Raw genomic sequence first — 18283 nt, forward strand, 5'->3', positions numbered from 1 at the left:
GGCGAGGGGCGAAGGGGTAGCGTCCGTGCCTCGACCCTCGCCACTCGTCACTCGTCACTTCCTCAGGCGACAGCCTGCACCGCCCCCGACAAAGCGGCGGCATCAGCATGCGGCAACGGGAGATAGACCGCACCCATCTCGTGGGCGAGCTTCTCGGCGTCGGGGCGCGGGCGGGGTGACATGTCCACCACCAGGGCCTTGAGCTCGGCGGTGCGGAAGGCGCGGGCCGAGGCCAGCGCGTCCTCGGCGGCCTGGGCGCGGCCGCCGATGCCCTCGCGGGTGACATTGGCGCGACCGTCGGTCAGCAGCACGACCACCGGCGTCCCGCCGCGGCGCTGCACACCGTCGGCCAGCTCCACGGCGGCGTCGATGCCCGCGGCGAGCGGTGTGCCGCCGCCCCCCGGCAGCCCGGCGAGGCTGCGCTTGGCCCGCACCAGGGAGCGCGTCGGCGGCAGCAGCAGCTCGGCGCCCGGGCCGCGGAAGGCGACCATGGCCACCCGGTCCCGGCGCACGTAGCAGTCCGCCAGCAGCAGCTCCACGGCGCCCTTGGCCTCGGCGAGGCGGTGCAGGGCCGCGGAGCCGGAGGCGTCGACGACGAAGATGGTGGTGGTCTCGGAGCGCTGCTTGTAGCGGGTGATGCGGAAGTCGTCCTGGCGGACTTCCACCAGGACATCGCCCCCGCCTGATCCCAACCGGGCCTGCTGCTCGCGCTCCTGGCGCCGCAGCCGCTGCCAGGGGGCCGCCGCGCGCAGGGTGTCGATGACGGCGAGGCGGCTGCCGGCGCCCGGCTCGCCGCGGCGGGTGCCGGCGGGGCGCCCGCGCAGGGAGCCGCTCTGGCTCGCGCCGGACTTGCCGCTGCTGTTCGAGCGGGTGCGCAGCGCGCCCATCTTGAGCATGGCCAGCAGGTTGTCCGGGATGGCCGCCTCGGCGGACTCCAGCACCACGTCCTCCAGCGGCTTGTCGATGTCCTGCTCCGGGGTCTGGTCGTCCTGCTGCTCGTCGTCCTGGTTTTCTTCCGGGGGCGGCGGCTCTTCGGGCTGCTGGTCCTCGGGCGTATCCGGCATGGGCAGCCGGGTGGCGCGGGGGGCGAAGACCAGCCGGGCGGCGGTGCTGACGTCGTCCGTCTCGACGGCGTCGCGGCCGTCCAGCGCCGCGGCGGCGCAGGCGATGCGCTGGGCGAAGAGGCTGGCGCGCAGGGAGTCGACGCCGAGCGCCAGGGCCGTGGCGCAGATGGCCTCCAGTATGTCCGCGGGCACCGTGACGCCGGGCAGGCGCCGGCGGGCGCGCTGGATGCTGCCTGCGTCCTGATCCGGCGGCATGGCCGCGTTGTAGGGGATGTCGTTTAAGTCCAGCAGGACGGCGAAGCGGTCCTTGAGCGTGGTCGGCACCTGCTCTTCGTCGTTGGCGCCTTCGTCCAGGGCGACGACGCCGAAGCGCGTGGGCGTGCGGGCGGTGATGCCGTCGCGCTCCACCAGGACCTCTTGGGTGTCCAGCACGGCGCTCAGGTGCGCGGCCGTGGAGCGGGCGACGCGCTCGGCCATGGCCAGCATCACCACGCCGCCGTCGGCCTCCGCCAGCAGGCCGCGCTCGGCGACGGGGCGCCCGGCGTGCAGCGTGGCGGCGAGGTCCAGCCCGCCCAGCAGGCGGCCGTCGGCGATGTGCAGGGGCACGCGGCGGAAAGGCTCGTCCGCCGGCAGCAGCTCGCGCAGGAATTCCAGCCAGAGGTCGCGCACGGGACCGGGCAGGGCGCGGACATTGATGCCGCCGGCGGCCACCGGGTCCACGGCGAAGAGCGCCGCGGCGAGGCAGGCGTCGTCCCAGCGGGCGGCGAGCTGCGCCCGGCGCTGCGCCTCGGCCTGCTCGGCCTGCTCGACTTCGGCCGGTGGGGCGGCGGGCGTCGCGGCCGCGTCTGCCGGCGGCTGCCCGGGCGGCAGCTGCCCCGGCGCCGGGGCGGTGGCGCTCATGCCCCGAACAGCTCCTCCACCGCCCGGTTGACGCGGGTGGTGGAGCCGGCGTCGTCGAGCACGTTGCGGCGCAGCCGGTGGCGCAGCGCCGGCGGGGCCACGTGCTTGAGGTGCTTGTCCTCGACGCTCTCGTCGCCCTCCAGCGCGGCATAGGCGCGGGCGGCGCGGATCAGGGTCAGCTCGCCGCGCAGCCCGTCGGTGCCGAGCTTCATGCACAGCTGCGATGCGCGCTCCAGGGTGGCGTCCGGCACCTCCACCTGATCCAGCGTGTCCTTGGCCTTGAGGATCTGGCGGCGGATCTTGCCGTCCTTGCGCTTGTGCTTCTCGATGAAGGCGGCGGGGTCGCGCTCGAACTCGTCGCGCAGGCGCACCACCTGCATGCGGCTTTTGAGATCCTGCGGCGTTGACACCTCTACCGACAGGCCGAAGCGGTCCAGCAGCTGCGGGCGCAGCTCGCCCTCCTCGGGGTTGCCGCTGCCCACCAGCACGAAGCGCGCCGGGTGGCGCACGCTCAGGCCCTCGCGCTCGACCACGTTCTCGCCGCTGGCGGCCACGTCCAGCAGGGCGTCCACCAGGTGGTCCTCCAGCAGGTTGGCCTCGTCGATATACAGAAAGCCGCGGTGGGCGCGGGCCAGCAGGCCGGGCTCGAAGCGCTTCTCGCCGCGGGTGAGCGCGGATTCCAGGTCCAGGGCGCCGATGACGCGGTCTTCGGTGGCGCCGAGCGGCAGGTCCACCACCGGCACCGGCGCCTTGCGCACCTTGAGCTTGCCGCCGTTGGCACGCGTGTCCCGGCAGGCGTCGCAGAGCGCGGCCTCGGGTGCTTCAGGATCGCAGTTGTAGGCGCACTTCTCGACCACCCGCATGGGCGGCAGCAGCGCCGCCAGCGCCCGGATGGCCGTGGACTTGCCGGTGCCGCGGTCGCCGAACACCAAGACACCGCCGATGCTCTGGTCCGTCGCCGCGATCAGAATCGCGAGCTTCATCTCGTCTTGGGCGACTATGGCGGAGAACGGGAAGGCGGCCGGCATAGGGATGGTCCTGGGTGAGCGTCCGGGGGCTGGTCCGGGGCGTTGATGCGGAGAGTTGTTCCGAGCTTGGGCTGCACTGGCACCGGCTGCGGCGAGCCCGCGGCCGACGCGGACCAGACAGCGCGTCTGGTGACAGCAACGCTGGAACCTATCCCGCAGCTTTTTTCCGGTCAAGCGGGCGGCGGGTTTTGCTTGCGTTGGCGCAGTCGGGGCAGCCACCGCCCAGCCGGCGGGGCGACCAGCGGCGCCGGCTCGGGCCGGAGCAGTGCCAACGGGCAATGCGCGCCCCTTATCCTGATTGATTGCTTGCTTGTCCGACAGCTTGCAGGCCGCACGCCGATGCGGACATACTCCGCCAGCGCCCGCGCCGCCCGCCGCGGTTTGCGACTACGGCCGATGCCTGCGCCGCCGCCGAGCCCGCCCCTCAAACACCTGCCCAGCCCCCGCCACTGGCGCCCCAGCCGCTGGAGCCCCGGCCGCTGGAGCCGGCCGCGGCCGCACGGCTGCGGCCGGTCTGTCGGGGTCTGAGCGGTGCAGTCTGTGACCCTGCACATCGCCCGTGGGGCGCCGGCGCTGGCACAGCTGGCGGCGGCGGCAGCCGTGCTGGATGCAGACGAGCAGGCCCGGGCGGCGCGCTTTCGCCTCGATGCCGACCGCGAGGCCTATCGAGCGGCCCATGTGCTGCTGCGCTATGCGCTGTCGCGGGAGGCGGCCCCGGCGCCGGGGCATTGGCGCTTTCGCCGCGGCGCCCATGGGCGCCCGGAGATCGACACGGCCGCCTGCCCGGATGCCGGGGCGCTGCGCTTCAACCTCAGCCACACCCGCGGGCTGGTGTGCTGCGCGCTGACCCGGCATCAGCCCTTGGGCGTCGATGCCGAATGCGCGCGCGCACTGCCGGATGCGCAGGCCATCGCCGAGCGTTTCTTCACTCCCGACGAGGCCGCTGCCATCGCCGCCGCAGGCCCGCCGGGCTCCGACGCGCAAGCGCTGGCCTTTCGATCCGTCTGGACACTGAAAGAGGCCTATGTCAAGGCCCACGGGCTCGGGCTCGCCATGGGCCTTGCGAGCTTCGGCTTCCGGCTCGTTGGCGCAGCGCCCGCGCGGATTCGGCTGCGCCACGCTGAGGCAGCACAGAAAGACCCGCCCGCGGCGCACTGGCGCTGCCTGCTGCTGCATCTCGACGGGCGCCGCTGCGCCCTGGCGGCGGCGGTGCCGGCGGCGGGCGGGGCGCGGTTTCGGGTCTTGCTGCACGGCGCCGATGCCGAGCCGGAGGTCGGGCTCGCCGCCTGTACCCCGGGGACAGTGCTGCTGCCGGTGGAGCGCGTCACCGACGCGGCGCGCATCCCCTGACGACAGCCCTCACGGGCCGCGGCCGCCGGCATGGGTGCGAATGGCGCTGATCAGGTCCTCCGGCGGGCCGCCCTTGGTGAGATAGGCGGCGGCACCAGCGGCGAGCATGGCGTCGGCGACATCCCGGTCCACGTGCATGGACAGGCCGATTACCGTGATCTTCGGCGCCGCGGCAAGCACTCGGCGTGTGGCCTCGATGCCATCCATGCCGGTGCCCAGGTTGATGTCCATGATGATGACATCGGGCTTCAGCTCTGCAGCCAGGGCAAGGGCCTGCGCACCGGTTTCCGCTTCGCCCGCCACCTCGATGTCCGCCTCTACCCGCAGCAGACCGGCGATACCTTCTCGGACGATGCGATGGTCGTCGACGATCAGCACCCGCCAGCGCGGCGCTTGCTGGTGCACGGCGTAGGCACCGGCCCCCGTGCGGCTTGCGCTTGCTTGCAGGTCCGCCGCGGCCGGGAGCCTGTCACCCCCGGGCACGAAGAGCGTCACGGAGGCCCCGAGTCCGGGGGCGGTGACGAGGCCGCGCTCCTGCAATACGGGTGGACTCAGCTCCACGGTCAGCGAGCGCGACGCGGCGAGCGCCTCCGCCAATGTCTCCCCGACAGCCTGGGCGGCCGCACGCAGGGCCTCGGTGCCGGCGGTGCGGGCCAGCTGGCCCGTCTGTATCTGCGCCGCGACGATGAGCTGCTGAATATGATCGTGCAGGATGGTGGCGAGGCGCTTGCGCTCGCGCTGCTCGGTCTGGGTCAGCTCGGTGGCCAGCGCCCGCAACTGCGTCGCTTGGCGTTGGACCTCGGCGGTGCGCTCGGCGACGCGGGCCTCCAGCGTGCGGTTCAGCTCGGCCACGGCCTGCTCCGCCACTTTGCGTCGGGTGATGTCCAGCACGGTGGCGATGACACCGCGGGCCGGCTCTTTCGGGTCGACCAGCGCCAGACACAGGGCCACGTCCAGGATGTGGCCGTCCTTGCGCTTGAGCTGTGCGTCCACGCGCACCACGGGCTCCTCACAGAGCCGCGGATAGACGGTTTCGCCGATGGCCTCGAAGGCGGCAGCGGACGGATGCAGCATGCGCAGGGACTGGCCGATCAGCTCCTCCCGCGCATAGCCAGTCATTGCGCAGAGCCGGTCGTTGACCTCGCGCAGCTCCCGGTCCACCGAGAAGCCAATGCCCATGGGCGAGGCGTGGAACAGGACTTCGAAGCCGAGCGTATCCACGAGGGCGCCCCCCGGCTCGCTCAGGCTCGGCCGCGCCGCCGAGAGCGCTGCTGGATCGGCGTCTGGGCCGGTGTCACGGCCTTGCCGAAGCGACGGCTCGGGGCTGACGGATTGTTGCGGCTCGATGCTCCCGCCGCGGCGGCTGTCCTGGCTGCTCATTGGGCTCTGGGTGCCGGCAGTATCGGGATAGAGCATAACCCCAACGCGCGTCTCTGGATAGCCGGCTCGGCAGCCTTGCGGGTCTGCTCCTGAGGAGGGACCGCCTTATTGGCCATCGCCAAAAACCGGACCGAGCCGGCTCGGAAAATCCGTTGTCTGCGGACAATGATTCCGTTGTTGCAATGAGCGCAGCGGCCGCACTTCACCGCACGCCGACGGCGACATAGCGCGAAGTACCGACGCACCGCGCTCCCGGCGCGCTCCCGGCTGTCGGCGCCAGACCCTGACAACGATAAGCCCCGGAGTGGAGAGGAGCCATCCCAATGCCAAGACGATCTGCCCTTGCTGCCGGCATGGCAGCGACCCTGACCCTGCCGGTACTCGCCGGCGACCTGCGCGCGCCGGAGGACGTGCTGCAGACGCTGATCGACGACAACGAATCAGCCTATCTGACCCAGAGCGAGCAGAACATCATGATGATGCCGGACAACGCCGCGCTCTGGACCGCCGAGGAGGGCAAAGAGCTCTTCTTCGAGGCGCGGGGGCCGAACAACGAATCTCTCGAGACCTGCGACCTGGGCAAGGGGCCGGGCGTCGTGGACGGCGCCTATGTGGAGCTGCCCCGCTTCTTCGAGGACACCGGCCGCGTCATGGACCTGGAGAGCCGGCTGGTCTACTGCATGACCAGCATCCAGGGCTTCGCGCCCGACGACCCCGAGGTCAAGCAGCGCCATGGCTCGGACTCGGACATGATGAAGCTCCAGACCTTCATCGCCAGCCGCTCCAGCGGCCTGCCCTGGAATCCGCCCATGGATCATCCGCTGGAGCAGGCCATGCGCGATGCCGGCGAGGTGCTGTTCTACCGCCGCGCCGGGACCTCCGACTTCAGTTGCAGCACCTGCCACACCAACACCGGCAACCGCATCCGCGCCTCGGTGCTGCCGAGCATCAACCAGCCGCACGAATGGACCAAGGCCATCTCCTGGCCCGCCTTCCGCGTTGGCCATCAACAGGTGCGCAGCAGCAACCACCGCATCCGCGGCTGCTATTGGCAGATGCGCCAGCCGCAGAGTATCCCGGGCTCCGAAGCAGCCATCGCGCTGATGTCCTTCTGGACCGACGCGGCCCGCGGCGCGCCGGCGATCCTGCCGGACAAGAAGCGTTGAGCACCGGTAACAGCCAGGAGATCCCAGCGATGACCAACCGACACCTCGCACTGACCGCCACCGCGGCGCTGCTCTTCATGCTCGCCACCGCCACCACGGCGGCACCGCCGGCACCAGAGGCCGCCTACACCGCCATGAGCCCGGAAGAGCTCGCCGACTACCTGATCTTTGAGGCCGGCGGCTTCGACCTCGACGCCCAGACCCAGGACGGCGGCACCGCCCGCGAGCGCATGACCCAAGACCGCACGCAGAAGGTCTGCTCCGCCATCGCCCGCAGCGGCAAGGACCTCGACCGCGCCACCGCGGCCAAGATCAGCGCCCTCGCCGACGACTCCATCGAGTATCCCGACGGCGGCGTCGAGCTCGGCGACTGGAAGCGCGGCGAGGAGATCGCCCGCTCCGGCTACGGCTACCGCATCGGCCACCGCGTGGACGACCACGACAGCCGCACCCCCGGTGGCAACTGCTACGCCTGCCACCAGCTCGACCCCAACGAGATCGCCTACGGCACCGTCGGCCCGAGCCTCACCGGCTACGGCCGACTGCGCGGCGCCAGCGACGCGATGCTCAAGCACACCTACCAGATCCTCTACAACCCGAACCTGTTCTTTCCGTGCACGACCATGCCGCGCTTCGGGCATCACGGGACCTTGACCCAGGCCCAGATCGCGGACGTCATGGCCTATCTGCTCGACCCGGAATCTCCGGTGAACCAGGAGCCGCCGAAGACGGCGGACGCAGAGCAGGCGGCGGCGGACTGAGCCCCTACCGCCCACGCACGCGGCCCACGCACGCCGCTCACCGACGCGGCTCACCAAGCCGGCGCCCGCGTCGCTACGCAGGCGCCGGCTCGGCTTTCGCGTGGGGCGGGCTGCAACGGGCGTGTCCACCCGCGTAGCCGCGCCGGGCCGGCTTGACGCGGGCGCTCGCGCGTGTCCGAATCGCGCGCACGCCGAGCGCAGCGGAACAAGCGGAGACGATGGACAAGCTCTGGAAGCAGATCACCCCCTCCGACTACGCGTGGGAGCAGGCCGGCCTGGACTTCCTGCGGCGTCAGCTCCCGGACCATGAGCCCTACCGAGCCTGGGCCAACTTCGAATTCATCGCCCAGGATGGCTCCATCAACGAGGTGGACGCCCTGGTGCTGACCCCTAAGGGTCTGTACCTGGTCGAGATCAAGTCCCATCCCGGCGAGATCAGCGGCGACGCCGGCAGCTGGCTCTGGACCTTCCAGGATCGTCGGCGCGTGCTCGACAACCCGCGCCTGCTCGCCGACCGCAAGGCGAAGAAGCTGGCCTCGCTGCTCAAGACGCAGCGCGCCGCACTGGCCGGCAGCGGCAGAGCACGCATCCCGTTTATCACCTCCCTGGTGTTTCTGTCTGCGCACGACGTCGTCAACCGGCTTCAGGGGCCGGCTCGGCTCCAGGTCTGTACGCGCAAGAATCTCCTCAACACCCTGACCCATCTCGACGGCAACGGCCGCGACAAGAACATCGACCGGCCCACGTCCAAGCTCGTCGCCCGGGCGTTGGAGGAGGCCGGCATCAAGGAGTCCCAGCGTGCCCGGCGGGTCGGGCTCTACGAGCTGGGAGAGCTGCTCGACGAGGCCGACCACTTTCAGGACTGGCTCGCGACCCATGCCGAGACCGGTCTCAAGCGCCGCATTCGCATCTATCTGACCCGCGGCAAGCCCGAGTCCGAGGCCCAAACCTTACAGAAGGCGGCCCGACTGGAATTCCGCCTGATCGAGGGGCTGGAGCATCCCGGCATTCTGCGGGCGCGCGAATACCAGCAGCACGACCAGGGGCCGGCCCTGGTCTACGAGCACGACCCGGCCGCCGAGCGGCTGGACCACTATCTGCTCCGGCTCGGTCCCGAGCGGCGGCTCGACGCAGCCGATGCCCTGGCGCTGATGCGCCGCCTGGCCGAGGCCGTGCACTTCGCCCATGCCCATCGTCTCTATCACCGGGCGCTGAGCCCGCAGAGCATCTATGTTCGGCCCGAGCCCGACGGCAGCCTGAGTGCCAAGATCGCCAACTGGGCCACGGCGCAACGGGCCGCCGAGCGCGAGAGCGTCCAGCAGTCGGTGCTCAGCCACATGAGCCAGATCATCCAGGAAGAGGCTGGCCCCTACCTCGCGCTGGAAGCCCACTCGGCCATCGACCAAATCGGCGCCGGTGCTGGCTGCGGTGCTGGCTCCGGTGGTGGCTCCGGTGGTGGCTCCGACGCCGGAGTCGACGGCGTCTATCTGGATGTGTTCTCCCTCGGCGCCATCGCCTATCTGCTGTTCACCGGCAAGGCGCCGGCCGGCAACGACCTGGAGCTCCAGGACAAGCTCGGCCGCGGTACCGGGCTGCAGGTGACCGACGTGCTGAACGGGGCCTCGCAAGAGCTTCAGGACCTGGTTCAGTACGCCACCCATCCGGACCTCGGCGCCCGCATCGGCACCATCGACGAATTTCTGCGCTTCCTGGATGACGTCGAGAAGGAGCTGACCCGCCCCGACAGCGAGCGGCGCGAAGACCCGGCCGGCGCCGGCCCCGGCGACACCTTCCCGGGCGGCATCGAGGTCAAGCGGCGTCTCGGCCGCGGCGCCAGTGCCGTCACCTTCGTCGTTCAGCAGCTCGGTGCGCAGCGGGGCGAGCAGCGCGTGCTCAAGCTCGCCGCAGACCCGGAGCACAACCCCAGTCTGCGCCACGAGGGCGAAACCCTCGCCAAGCTCCGCCACCAGGCCGTCATCGCATTGCACGACAGCCGCGAGCTGCTCGGTCACCAGGCGCTGATCATCGACTACGCGGCCGAAGGCTCGCTGGAGCACCGGCTGCGACACGAGGGCGCCTTCCAGCTCGAGCTGCTGCAACGCCTGGGCGACGACCTGCTGAGCGCCCTCTGCCATCTCGAAGAGCGCGGCATCGCCCACCGTGACATCAAGCCCGGCAACATCGGCCTGACGATGCAAGGCAATCGCCTGCACCTGGTGCTGTTCGACTTCTCCCTGTCCCGGGTCGGCGACGCCAACATCACCGCCGGCACCGCTGCCTACCTGGACCCCTTCATCCGCGATCCGGGCCGCCGGCGCTGGGACGACTACGCCGAGCGCTTTGCCGCGGCACTGACCCTCTATGAGATGGCCACCGGCACGCTGCCCGCTTGGGCCGCCCAAGAGGGCCTGCCGCGGCTCATCGACGGCGCGCTGGAGATCGATCCCAATCTGTTCGATCCCGGCATCCGCGACGCCATGGCCGTCTTCTTCGCCAAGGCCCTGGCGCGCGATGTCAAGGACCGCTTCGGCAATGCCGAAGACATGCGCCACGCCTGGAGCCGGGTCTTCCTGCCCGCGCAGCAGCAGACCACCCGCCATCCCGCGGCCGCCGCGGACGCGCACGCGTGCGAGCCGGCGTGCTCGACTGCCGAGGCCCAGCCCGACACCCAAATCGGCCTGCTGCCCCTGTCCGCGCAGGCGCTGGACACCCTGAGCCGCCTCAACGTCAACACCGTGCGCGACCTGCTCGCCCTGCCCCGCAACGAGCTGGTGCGCATGACCGGCGTCGGCATCCAGACCCGCCGCGAGCTCTCGCAGCTGATCGCCCAGCTCCGCGACAGCTTGGGACAGCCACTTGATGCGGCGCCGCCGCCCGCCGACAGCGGCAAAGCAGCCGGCGACGCCGCCGCGGCCGGCCATCCGGCGAGCGTCGATCAGCTCTTCCGAGCCATCCTGCCGCCGGCGTCCAAGGCCGGCGACGCCGAGCGCCGCCGCTTCCTGAGCGAGTACCTGGGGCGGCTCGACAGCGACCGTCAGCCGTCGGACCTCGGCGTCCACTGGCCGACGCTGGTCACCCTGGCCGCCGAGACGGGTCTCGAGCCGGGCCGGGTGCGGGAGCTGCAATCCCGCGCCGTCGCCCTGTGGGCTAAGCACAAGCGCATCACCGAGCTGCGCCACGACATCGCCGCACTGCTGGACGATCACGGCGGCGTCATGACCGCGATGGAGCTGGCCGAGGCCGTGCTGTTGCGCCGCGGCTGCGTGCAGGCCGCGCCGCTGCGCGAGCGCTGGGCCCAGGCCGTGGTCCGCGCCGCCGTCGAAACCGAGCTGGAGCGCCAAGCATCCCGCTGGATCATTCGCCGTGCCGGCCGCCGCATTCTGGTGGCCGACAACCGCGAGCTGCGCGGCGAGGAGCTGGCCGACTATGCGCAGGCCCTCGGCGAGCTGGCCGACGAGTGCGCCGATAAAGACCCGCTGCTGTCGCCGGTGCGGACCCTGGAGCTGATTCGGGCGGTACCGCCCCCGGTCTCCGATCAGCACGCATTGGCCGGGCTCAGCAACCACCGCCTGCTGCGCCTGGCCGCGGCCGCCTCCCAGCACGCGGCGCTGTCCAGCCGCGCCGAGCTCTATCCGCGCGGGCTCGGCGCCGAGCGCGCCATCGAGCTGGCCCAGGGCGCCCTGCTCGGGACCCGCGCCCTGTCCGTTGCCGAGGTGCACAACCGCGTGCAGGGCCGCTATCCCGACGCGCAGCCGCTGCCGGGGCGCCCGGGGCTCGATACCCTGATGCGCGGGCTCGATCTCGGCTTCGAGTGGAACGGCGCCTTCACCTTTCCCGACGGCACCCGCGGCGCCTACTGCCTGCCCCACGCCGGTCTCACCGCCGTGACCAGCCTGTACGACCCGAGCCGCGTCGGGACCGTGCTGTCCGGCTCGTCCGCGGGGCTGGACCCCACCGGGGCCGAAGCGGCGCTCGTCGCGCAGCGCCACCAAGAGCAGTTCGACGCCACCCTGCGCACGGCCCTCGCCGAGCATCGCTTCCTGGCCCTGACCGTGCGCCCGTCCAGGGCGCGGCTCGCGGCCGAGCAGCTGGTGGCGCGCTTCGGGCTCGAGCGCATCAGCTTCGATGCGCTGCTGCTGCGCCACCTGCACCAGCTCTGCGACGGCATGGCCCGACCGCCGGACTGGCAGGTCGTGCTCCGGGCGGACGCGGCGGACCCGGGCAGCGTGGACCGCGCCCGCCTGCTGGGCCTGGTAGGCCGCGTGCTGCCGGCCCTCACCAACGAGATCCTGGGGCCCGACGGCGCCGCCGCCGGCCCGGTGCTGCTCACCGACACCGGCCTCATCGGCCGCTACGGTCTCGTGGACGACTGGCTCGCCGAGATCCGCCGGCGCCTCGCCGACGGCGAGATCCCGCACGCGCTGCTGCTGCTGATCGCAAGCGACAGCACCGGCCCCGGCGCCAGCCTCGAGGGCGTCAGCGTGCCGGACGGCCCCGGCCGCCGCGAGCATGCGGCGATTCCGAGCCAATGGCTGCGGGCGGTATCCGCTGATGTTGCCGCTGGGTCCGCGTGACGGGCATCGGCGCCCAGATCGGCTCACACGGCGCGGATCGGGCCGGAATAGCGGGCCACCAGCGCGTCGCTGGTCAACAACAGGATGCCCTCGACCACAGCCTGAGCGACCAGGATGCGATCAAAGGGATCCTTGTGGATGGGCGGGAGATCGTTCACTGCGACGGCATGCCGGCTGTCGATGGGCAGTTCCTGGTAGCCATTGTCGAGCAGGCCGCGCCGCAGCAGCCGTGGATCGACGCAAAAATCCGCCCGGCCGAGCCCGCGTTTGATGGCGATCTCCCATAGGCTTGCGGCACTGAACAGCGGCTGGTTGTCAACGTCTTCCATCAGCGCCCGCGCCTGCGCAGACAACCGTTCAGGCTGCCCCGCGGCCCACAGGAGTAGATGGGTGTCGAGCAAGAGGTTCACGGCTCGGCATCGCCACCGAACAGGGCCTCGATCTCCGGCCCGCCCATGCGGTCGAAATCGTCGGGAACGCTGATATCCCCGCGCAGGAAGCCCAGCCGTCGCTCCTGTTGCGGTGCCGGCGATTGCAGCGACACCACCTTCACCAAAGGCTTGCCGGCCTTCGCGATGATGAATGGCTCGCCCCGGGCCGCCTGCTCGACCAGACGGGACAAATGCGTCTTGGCCTCATGGATGTTGATTTGCTGCATGTCCGTACCTGTTGAACTAGACCCTATAAGTCTAGTCCGTCTGCACGGGTGCAGCGAGCCTTGTCTCGCGCCGAGGCTCTGCCTCGGCACGCCGTCCGGCGGCTCTGCCACCCGGGGCCGGCGCGTGGAGCGGCTGCGCTGAGCGGCGACGAGCCTGCGCGCATCGAGGCGCGGCCGGGCAGGGCCGACCCATCCCGGTCGCCGTGAAGCGGCTTTTCCTGGACGCGAATGTGCTGTTTGCCGCGATGCCGGAAACGCCCGACCGCGCGTGACATCCAGCGTCTGGCCTTCTAAGATGACTATAAAAATGACCATCAGGGAACCGTGATGTCCGAAACCTCCATCGCCGAGGCCAAGGCGCAACTGACGCGCCTCATCCACCGCGCAGAACAGGGTGAGACCGTGCACATCACCCGGCGCGGCAAGCCCGTCGCCGTCCTGTTGGCCAGGGACGAATACGTGCGTTTGCTCGAAGGACACGGGCAGCGGAGCTTCTGGGCGCTCGTCACGGAGATGCGGGAAGATCCCGAGTTCGAGCCGGTCGATTGGCCCAAGGAGACCGTGGATGCCTGGCGTGATCGTCGCCCGGCGCCGGTATTGGAATGGCCCGAGTGAGCTATCTGCTCGACACCAATATCCTGTCCGAGCCGGTCGTCGCGCGTCCCAACGTATCGGTGATGGGCAAGCTCGAGGCCAATGACGGATTGCTCGCGATCTCCGCCGTGACCTGGCAGGAGGTCCTCTACGGCATGCACCTGCTGCCCGCGGGCAAGCGCCGGGATCAGGTCCAGGACTATCTGTTCCGGCGCATCCGGCCCACGTTGCCGATCATCGGTTTCGATGAGAACGCCGCCCAATGGCAGGCGGAGCAACGCGCACGGCTTCGGCAAGAGGGCAGGATGCCATCCTGCCCGGACTCGCAAATCGCCGCGATCGCCGCCGTGAACGACCTAGTGCTGATCACGCGCAATGTCGACGACTTTGCCGCTTTCCAGGGGCTTCGCATGGAGAACTGGTTCGTCGGCGCCTGACGTTTGCGCGCCCTGCGGTCTTCACGTTGTTTCTGACCTGTTACTTGTCCCCGTCGGCACTCGAATACAGGTAACCCAGTACAGCCAGGCGCCGCCAATAAGATCTGCCGCATCTGAATCAAACATGTCGAGGACCAAGCATTCATGAGCATCGAGATCCAACTCCCTGATCCCGCCGCCGAGACTGCGGGACGCGTGGCTTCACGACTGGGCATATCGATCGCCGACCTATGCGCGCTCGCGGTCCAGGAATACGCCGAACGTCACGACCCGCAGTCCATCACGGATCGGCTTGATGCCGTCGTAGCCGACGCTGGCGCCACCGAGCCGGCCTTCGCCCAGCGCGCGGCGCGCCGCCTCGCCGATCACGTCGAGTGGTGAACGCACAGGGGGCGTGATGGTTCCCTCGCTCCAGCGAGGGAACCCATCGCCCGACGCTCCAGCGTCGCCCGCGCAGACGGGCCGCCGGAGCGGCCCGGGACGCATTCCGCCGCTGGAGCGGCGGAACGAGAAGGCTGAAGGAGAGACCGCAGCATGATCGACCCCCAGCGCCTCCTCGCCGACCTCCAGGGCCTGCTGCCCCGGCTGGAGCAGGACATCCTGGACTTCACGCAGGCGGACCCGGCGCGGGAAGCGGCGCTGCGGGAGGAATACCGCCAGGCCAAGACCGCGGCGCGCACCGCCGAGCACTTCACGGACTGGCGCGCGGCCCAGATCACCCAGGCCGCCGCGGCCTGGGTGCTGACCTGCGTGTTCGTGCGCTTTCTGGAGGACAACGGGCTGCTGGACGCGCCCTACCTGTCCGGCCCCACCGACGGCGCCGAGCTTGGTCACACAGGGGGCGGGCTGGCCCAGGCGCGGGACCGGCTCACCGTCTACTTCGACGCCCATCCCACCCATGCCGAGCGGGACTATCTGCTCTGGGTGTTCGAGTCGCTGGCGCCGCTGCCGGCCATGGCCGAGCTGCTGGACCGCGCCCACAACCCGCTGTGGAACCTCCCCGTCTCGGCGGACGGCGCCAAGGCCCTAATCGACTTCTTCCAGCGCCTGGACCCGGAGACCGGCGCCATTGCCCACGACTTCACCAGCGCGGACTGGGACACCCGCTTCCTCGGCGACCTCTACCAGGACCTCTCCGAGTCCGTGCGCAAGCGCTATGCGCTGTTGCAGACGCCGGAGTTCGTCGAGTCCTTTATCTTGGACTACACCCTGACCCCGGCCCTGGCCGCCTTCGGCCTGCCCGCGGTGCGGCTCATCGACCCCACCTGCGGCTCCGGGCACTTTCTGCTGACGGCGTTCCGGCGCCTGTTCGACGCCTGGCAGCGCCGCGAGCCCGCCACCAATGCCCGCGCCCTGGCCCAGCGCGCGCTGGACGCCGTGCACGGCGTCGACATCAACCCCTATGCCGTCGCCATCGCCCGCTTTCGCCTGCTGATCGCGGCCATGCAGGCGAGCGGTGCGAGTCAGCTCAAGGACGCCCCGGACTTCCAGCTCCACCTCGCCGTCGGCGACGCCCTGCTGCACGGCCCGCGGCACGAGTGGCAGGGGCAGGGCATTCAGCGCAACGCCTTCGACGACGGGCTGGAGCATCATTTTCAGGTGGAGGACAAGGCCCGGCTCGACGCCATCCTCGGCCGCCGGCACCACGTGGTGGTCGGCAACCCGCCCTACATCACCGTCAAGGACAGGGCGCTGAATCAGGCCTACCGGGACAAGTACCCCACCTGCCACATGAAGTACTCGCTCGGTGTGCCCTTCACCGAGCGCTTCTTCGACCTGTGCCTCTCAGGGGGTGATGGCTCCCACGCGGAAGCCGGGGAGCCCAGCCCGCGACGCTCCGGCCTCGCGTCCGCGGAAACGGGCCGCGGGAGCGGCCCGGGACGCGTTCCCACGCCGGAGCGTGGGAACGATCAGCCATCTGCCAGACCCGCCGGCTTCGTCGGCCTGATCACCGCCAACAGCTTCATGAAGCGGGAGTTCGGCAAGAAGCTCATCGAGGACTATCTTCCGGCCAAGGCCCTCACCCACGTCATCGACACGGCCGGCGCCTACATTCCCGGCCACGGCACGCCGACGGTCATCCTGCTCGCCCGCAACGAGCGGCCCACCGGCGGCGACATCCGCGCCGTGCTCGGCATCCGCGGCGAGCCGAGCACGCCGGACGATGCGGCGCAGGGCCAGGTCTGGCGGTCCATCGTCGAATTGCTGGAGAGGCCGGGGAGTGAGAACGAGTATGTGAGCGTCGTGGACCAACCACGGGAGTCCTACGGAAGTCATCCATGGAGTTTGGGGGGCGGTGGCGCCACGGACTTGAAGCAGGTGGTTCAAGCCGCGGCCGAAACCATTATCGGCGCCACCGCAGAGCACGTCGGCATCAGCGCGGTTACCGGCGAAGACGAGCTGTTCATCGTCGGAAGCGCCAGCAACGCACGGCGTTTGGATATCGAGCATGTTCGCGGTTTGGTCGTCGGCGACGGCATCCGCGATTGGGAGCGCAGCGCTGAGCAAGCGGTATGGCTCTACGATGAGGGGCTGGACCTCATCCCCATCCGATCATTGCCGAACACACTTCGCCACTTCTGGCCCTACCGAGCGGCGATCTCGAAGCGCAAGCGTTTCGGGACACCGATGCTGGAGCGGGGCCTTACATGGTACGAATACCAGGAGCTCTACAGCGACAAGCTCCGAACGCCGCTGACCATCACCTTCGCCTTCGTCGCCACCCACAACCATTTCGTCCTGGACCGCGGCGGCAAGGTCTTCAAGCAGTCCGCGCCGGTGATCAAGCTGCCGGCGGTTGCGAGCGAGGCGGATCACCTGGCGTTGCTGGGGTTGCTGAACAGCTCCACGGGATGCTTCTGGATGAAGCAGGTACTGCATGACAAGGGCGGTGGCGGCATTGGCGGCGGTCTGGCGAGCGAGGAATGGGAAAAATTCTATGAGCACACCGGCACCGGCCTAAAGCACTTCCCGATCGCACCGGACCCCAGCCACCAAGCCCGCAACCTCGCCACCACCCTCGACCAGCTCGCCCAGGACCTCGCGAAGCTGGACCCGGCCGAGGTCCTGGCGGCGAGCCCGGCGGACGCCGCCATCGACATCAGGTCCGCGCTGGCCGCCGCGGAGCGCGACGCAGACGGCATCCGGCGCCGGATGATCGCGCTCCAGGAGGAGCTGGACTGGTGCTGCTACCGGCTCTACGGCCTCACCGACGAGGACCTGTGCCATGCAGGCGAGCCGCCCGAAGTCGCCTTGGGCGAGCGCCCCTTTGAGATCCAGCTCGCCCGCCGCATCGCGGCGGGCGAGCAGCAGACCACCTGGTTCGAGCGCCACCGAAGCCAACCCATCACCGAGCCGCCCGAACACTGGCCCGCGGACTACCTGGACCTGACCCGGCGCCGGCTCCAGGCCATCGCAGACAACAAGTGGATCAGGCTGGTCGAGCAGCCCGAGTACAAGCGCCGCTGGAACCGCGAGCCCTGGGCCAAGCGCCAGCAGCGGGCGCTGCGGGACTGGCTGCTGGACCACCTGGAGCAGGCCGCCCGCAACGCCGGCCCGGCGCTTCTGACCTGCGCCCAGCTCACGGACCGGGCCCTCGCTCCCACGCTGTTCCAGCAGATCGCGGCCCTCTACACCGGCAGCGACACCTTCGACCCCCAAGCCCTGGTCGTCGAGCTGGTGGCGTCGGAGAGCGTGCCGCAGATGGCCGCGGCGCGCCTGAAGCCCAAGGCCATGCCGAAGTTCCGCGCCTGGCAGGAGACCTGGGACAAGCAGCGCTTGGAGGACCCCCTCGACGCCCGCACCGCACTGCCCGAGACCGACCCCGACCACCTGACGCCGGAGCACGCGGCCAAGCTCAAGGCGGAGCAGGTGGGCGACATCCCGCTGCCGCCGAAGTACGCCAGCGGCGACTTCCGCAAACCGAGCTACTGGGGCCTGCGCGGCAAGCTGGACGTGCCCAAGGAGCGCTTCTTCTCACTGCCCGGCTGCGAGAAGCCCGGCGACACCACGCCCGTCATCGGCTGGGCCGGCCTGGATCACCTGGAGCGCGCCCAGGCCATCGCCGCCTGGTACGTGGAGCGCAAGGAGCGCGACGGCTGGGACGCGGATCAGCTCATGCCCATGCTGGTGGCCATCGACGAGCTGGTGCCCTGGCTCAAGCAATGGCACAACGCCCTGGACCCCACCTACGGCACCCGCATGGGCGACTACTTCGAGGGCTTCCTGCAGGAGGAGCTGCGCGGCCTGGAGCGCCCGCGCAGTGATCTCACCGACTGGCAGCCCCCGGCCGCCACCCGCGGCCGCCGACATTGACCGCTTTTTTAATGCTTCGTGCTGAGGTATCTACAGAATTGGCCGCGCAGCTACCTT

13 protein-coding genes are annotated in these 18283 nt (G+C 70.3%); 8 read left to right on the forward strand and 5 right to left on the reverse strand.

Annotation, left to right across the window (positions count from 1 at the left end; genetic code table 11):
- Positions 1-62: 62 nt before the first annotated feature.
- Both CKO31_RS10545 and bchI read right to left on the reverse strand, forming a co-directional pair.
- Entirely contained in the window at positions 63-1964 is a 1902-nt protein-coding gene (locus tag CKO31_RS10545; RefSeq protein ID WP_200236848.1) for a magnesium chelatase subunit D, read from the reverse strand.
- Positions 1961-2992, reverse strand: a complete 1032-nt coding sequence (gene bchI, locus CKO31_RS10550; protein ID WP_200236850.1) for a magnesium chelatase ATPase subunit I — start codon at positions 2990-2992, stop codon at positions 1961-1963. The genes CKO31_RS10545 and bchI overlap by 4 nt, the downstream gene beginning before the upstream one ends.
- 540 nt (positions 2993-3532) lie before the next feature.
- On the opposite strand from bchI, the gene CKO31_RS10555 reads away from it, so the two are divergent.
- Positions 3533-4342 carry a 4'-phosphopantetheinyl transferase family protein gene (locus CKO31_RS10555; RefSeq protein WP_200236852.1) on the forward strand — a complete coding sequence of 270 codons (810 nt, stop codon included), beginning with the start codon at positions 3533-3535 and terminating at the stop codon, positions 4340-4342.
- Between the two features lie 9 nt (positions 4343-4351).
- On the opposite strand, the gene CKO31_RS10560 is transcribed toward CKO31_RS10555, so the two are convergent.
- A complete protein-coding gene (locus CKO31_RS10560) occupies positions 4352-5722 on the reverse strand; it encodes a response regulator (RefSeq protein WP_200236855.1) in 1371 nt (456 codons plus the stop codon).
- 323 nt (positions 5723-6045) lie between these two features.
- Here CKO31_RS10560 and soxA point away from each other — a divergent pair, with 323 nt between their 5' ends.
- From soxA to pglW, 3 genes are all read left to right on the forward strand, one after another.
- The gene (gene soxA, locus CKO31_RS10565; protein WP_200236856.1) at positions 6046-6888 is read left to right on the forward strand and encodes a sulfur oxidation c-type cytochrome SoxA; all 843 of its coding nucleotides are present in this window, start codon (positions 6046-6048) and stop codon (positions 6886-6888) included.
- Positions 6889-6917: 29 nt separating this feature from the next.
- Entirely contained in the window at positions 6918-7649 is a 732-nt protein-coding gene (gene soxX, locus CKO31_RS10570; RefSeq protein WP_242475288.1) for a sulfur oxidation c-type cytochrome SoxX, read from the forward strand.
- Positions 7650-7867: 218 nt separating this feature from the next.
- Positions 7868-12223: a BREX system serine/threonine kinase PglW gene (gene pglW, locus CKO31_RS10575; RefSeq protein WP_200236859.1), complete on the forward strand. Its 4356-nt coding sequence runs from the start codon at positions 7868-7870 to the stop codon at positions 12221-12223.
- Positions 12224-12246: 23 nt separating this feature from the next.
- Here the strand turns inward: pglW and CKO31_RS10580 are convergent, their stop codons facing one another.
- On the reverse strand, positions 12247-12633 hold the full coding sequence (locus CKO31_RS10580) for a type II toxin-antitoxin system VapC family toxin (protein ID WP_200236861.1): 387 nt from the start codon (positions 12631-12633) through the stop codon (positions 12247-12249).
- Complete coding sequence (locus tag CKO31_RS10585) at positions 12630-12881, reverse strand: type II toxin-antitoxin system Phd/YefM family antitoxin (protein WP_200236863.1); 252 nt, start codon at positions 12879-12881, stop codon at positions 12630-12632. The genes CKO31_RS10580 and CKO31_RS10585 overlap by 4 nt, the downstream gene beginning before the upstream one ends.
- Before the next feature lie 327 nt (positions 12882-13208).
- Here CKO31_RS10585 and CKO31_RS10590 point away from each other — a divergent pair, with 327 nt between their 5' ends.
- From CKO31_RS10590 to pglX, 4 genes are all read left to right on the forward strand, one after another.
- Positions 13209-13496, forward strand: a complete 288-nt coding sequence (locus CKO31_RS10590; protein WP_200236864.1) for a type II toxin-antitoxin system Phd/YefM family antitoxin — start codon at positions 13209-13211, stop codon at positions 13494-13496.
- Complete coding sequence (locus CKO31_RS10595) at positions 13484-13912, forward strand: type II toxin-antitoxin system VapC family toxin (protein ID WP_200236867.1); 429 nt, start codon at positions 13484-13486, stop codon at positions 13910-13912. Before CKO31_RS10590 ends, CKO31_RS10595 begins: the two co-directional genes overlap by 13 nt.
- Before the next feature lie 144 nt (positions 13913-14056).
- The gene (locus CKO31_RS10600; protein ID WP_200236869.1) at positions 14057-14293 is read left to right on the forward strand and encodes a hypothetical protein; all 237 of its coding nucleotides are present in this window, start codon (positions 14057-14059) and stop codon (positions 14291-14293) included.
- A gap of 153 nt (positions 14294-14446) precedes the next feature.
- The gene (pglX, locus tag CKO31_RS10605) at positions 14447-18226 is read left to right on the forward strand and encodes a BREX-2 system adenine-specific DNA-methyltransferase PglX (protein WP_200236871.1); all 3780 of its coding nucleotides are present in this window, start codon (positions 14447-14449) and stop codon (positions 18224-18226) included.
- Positions 18227-18283 lie beyond the last annotated feature (57 nt).

The organism is Thiohalocapsa halophila (assembly GCF_016583825.1).
Classification (GTDB): domain Bacteria; phylum Pseudomonadota; class Gammaproteobacteria; order Chromatiales; family Chromatiaceae; genus Thiohalocapsa; species Thiohalocapsa halophila.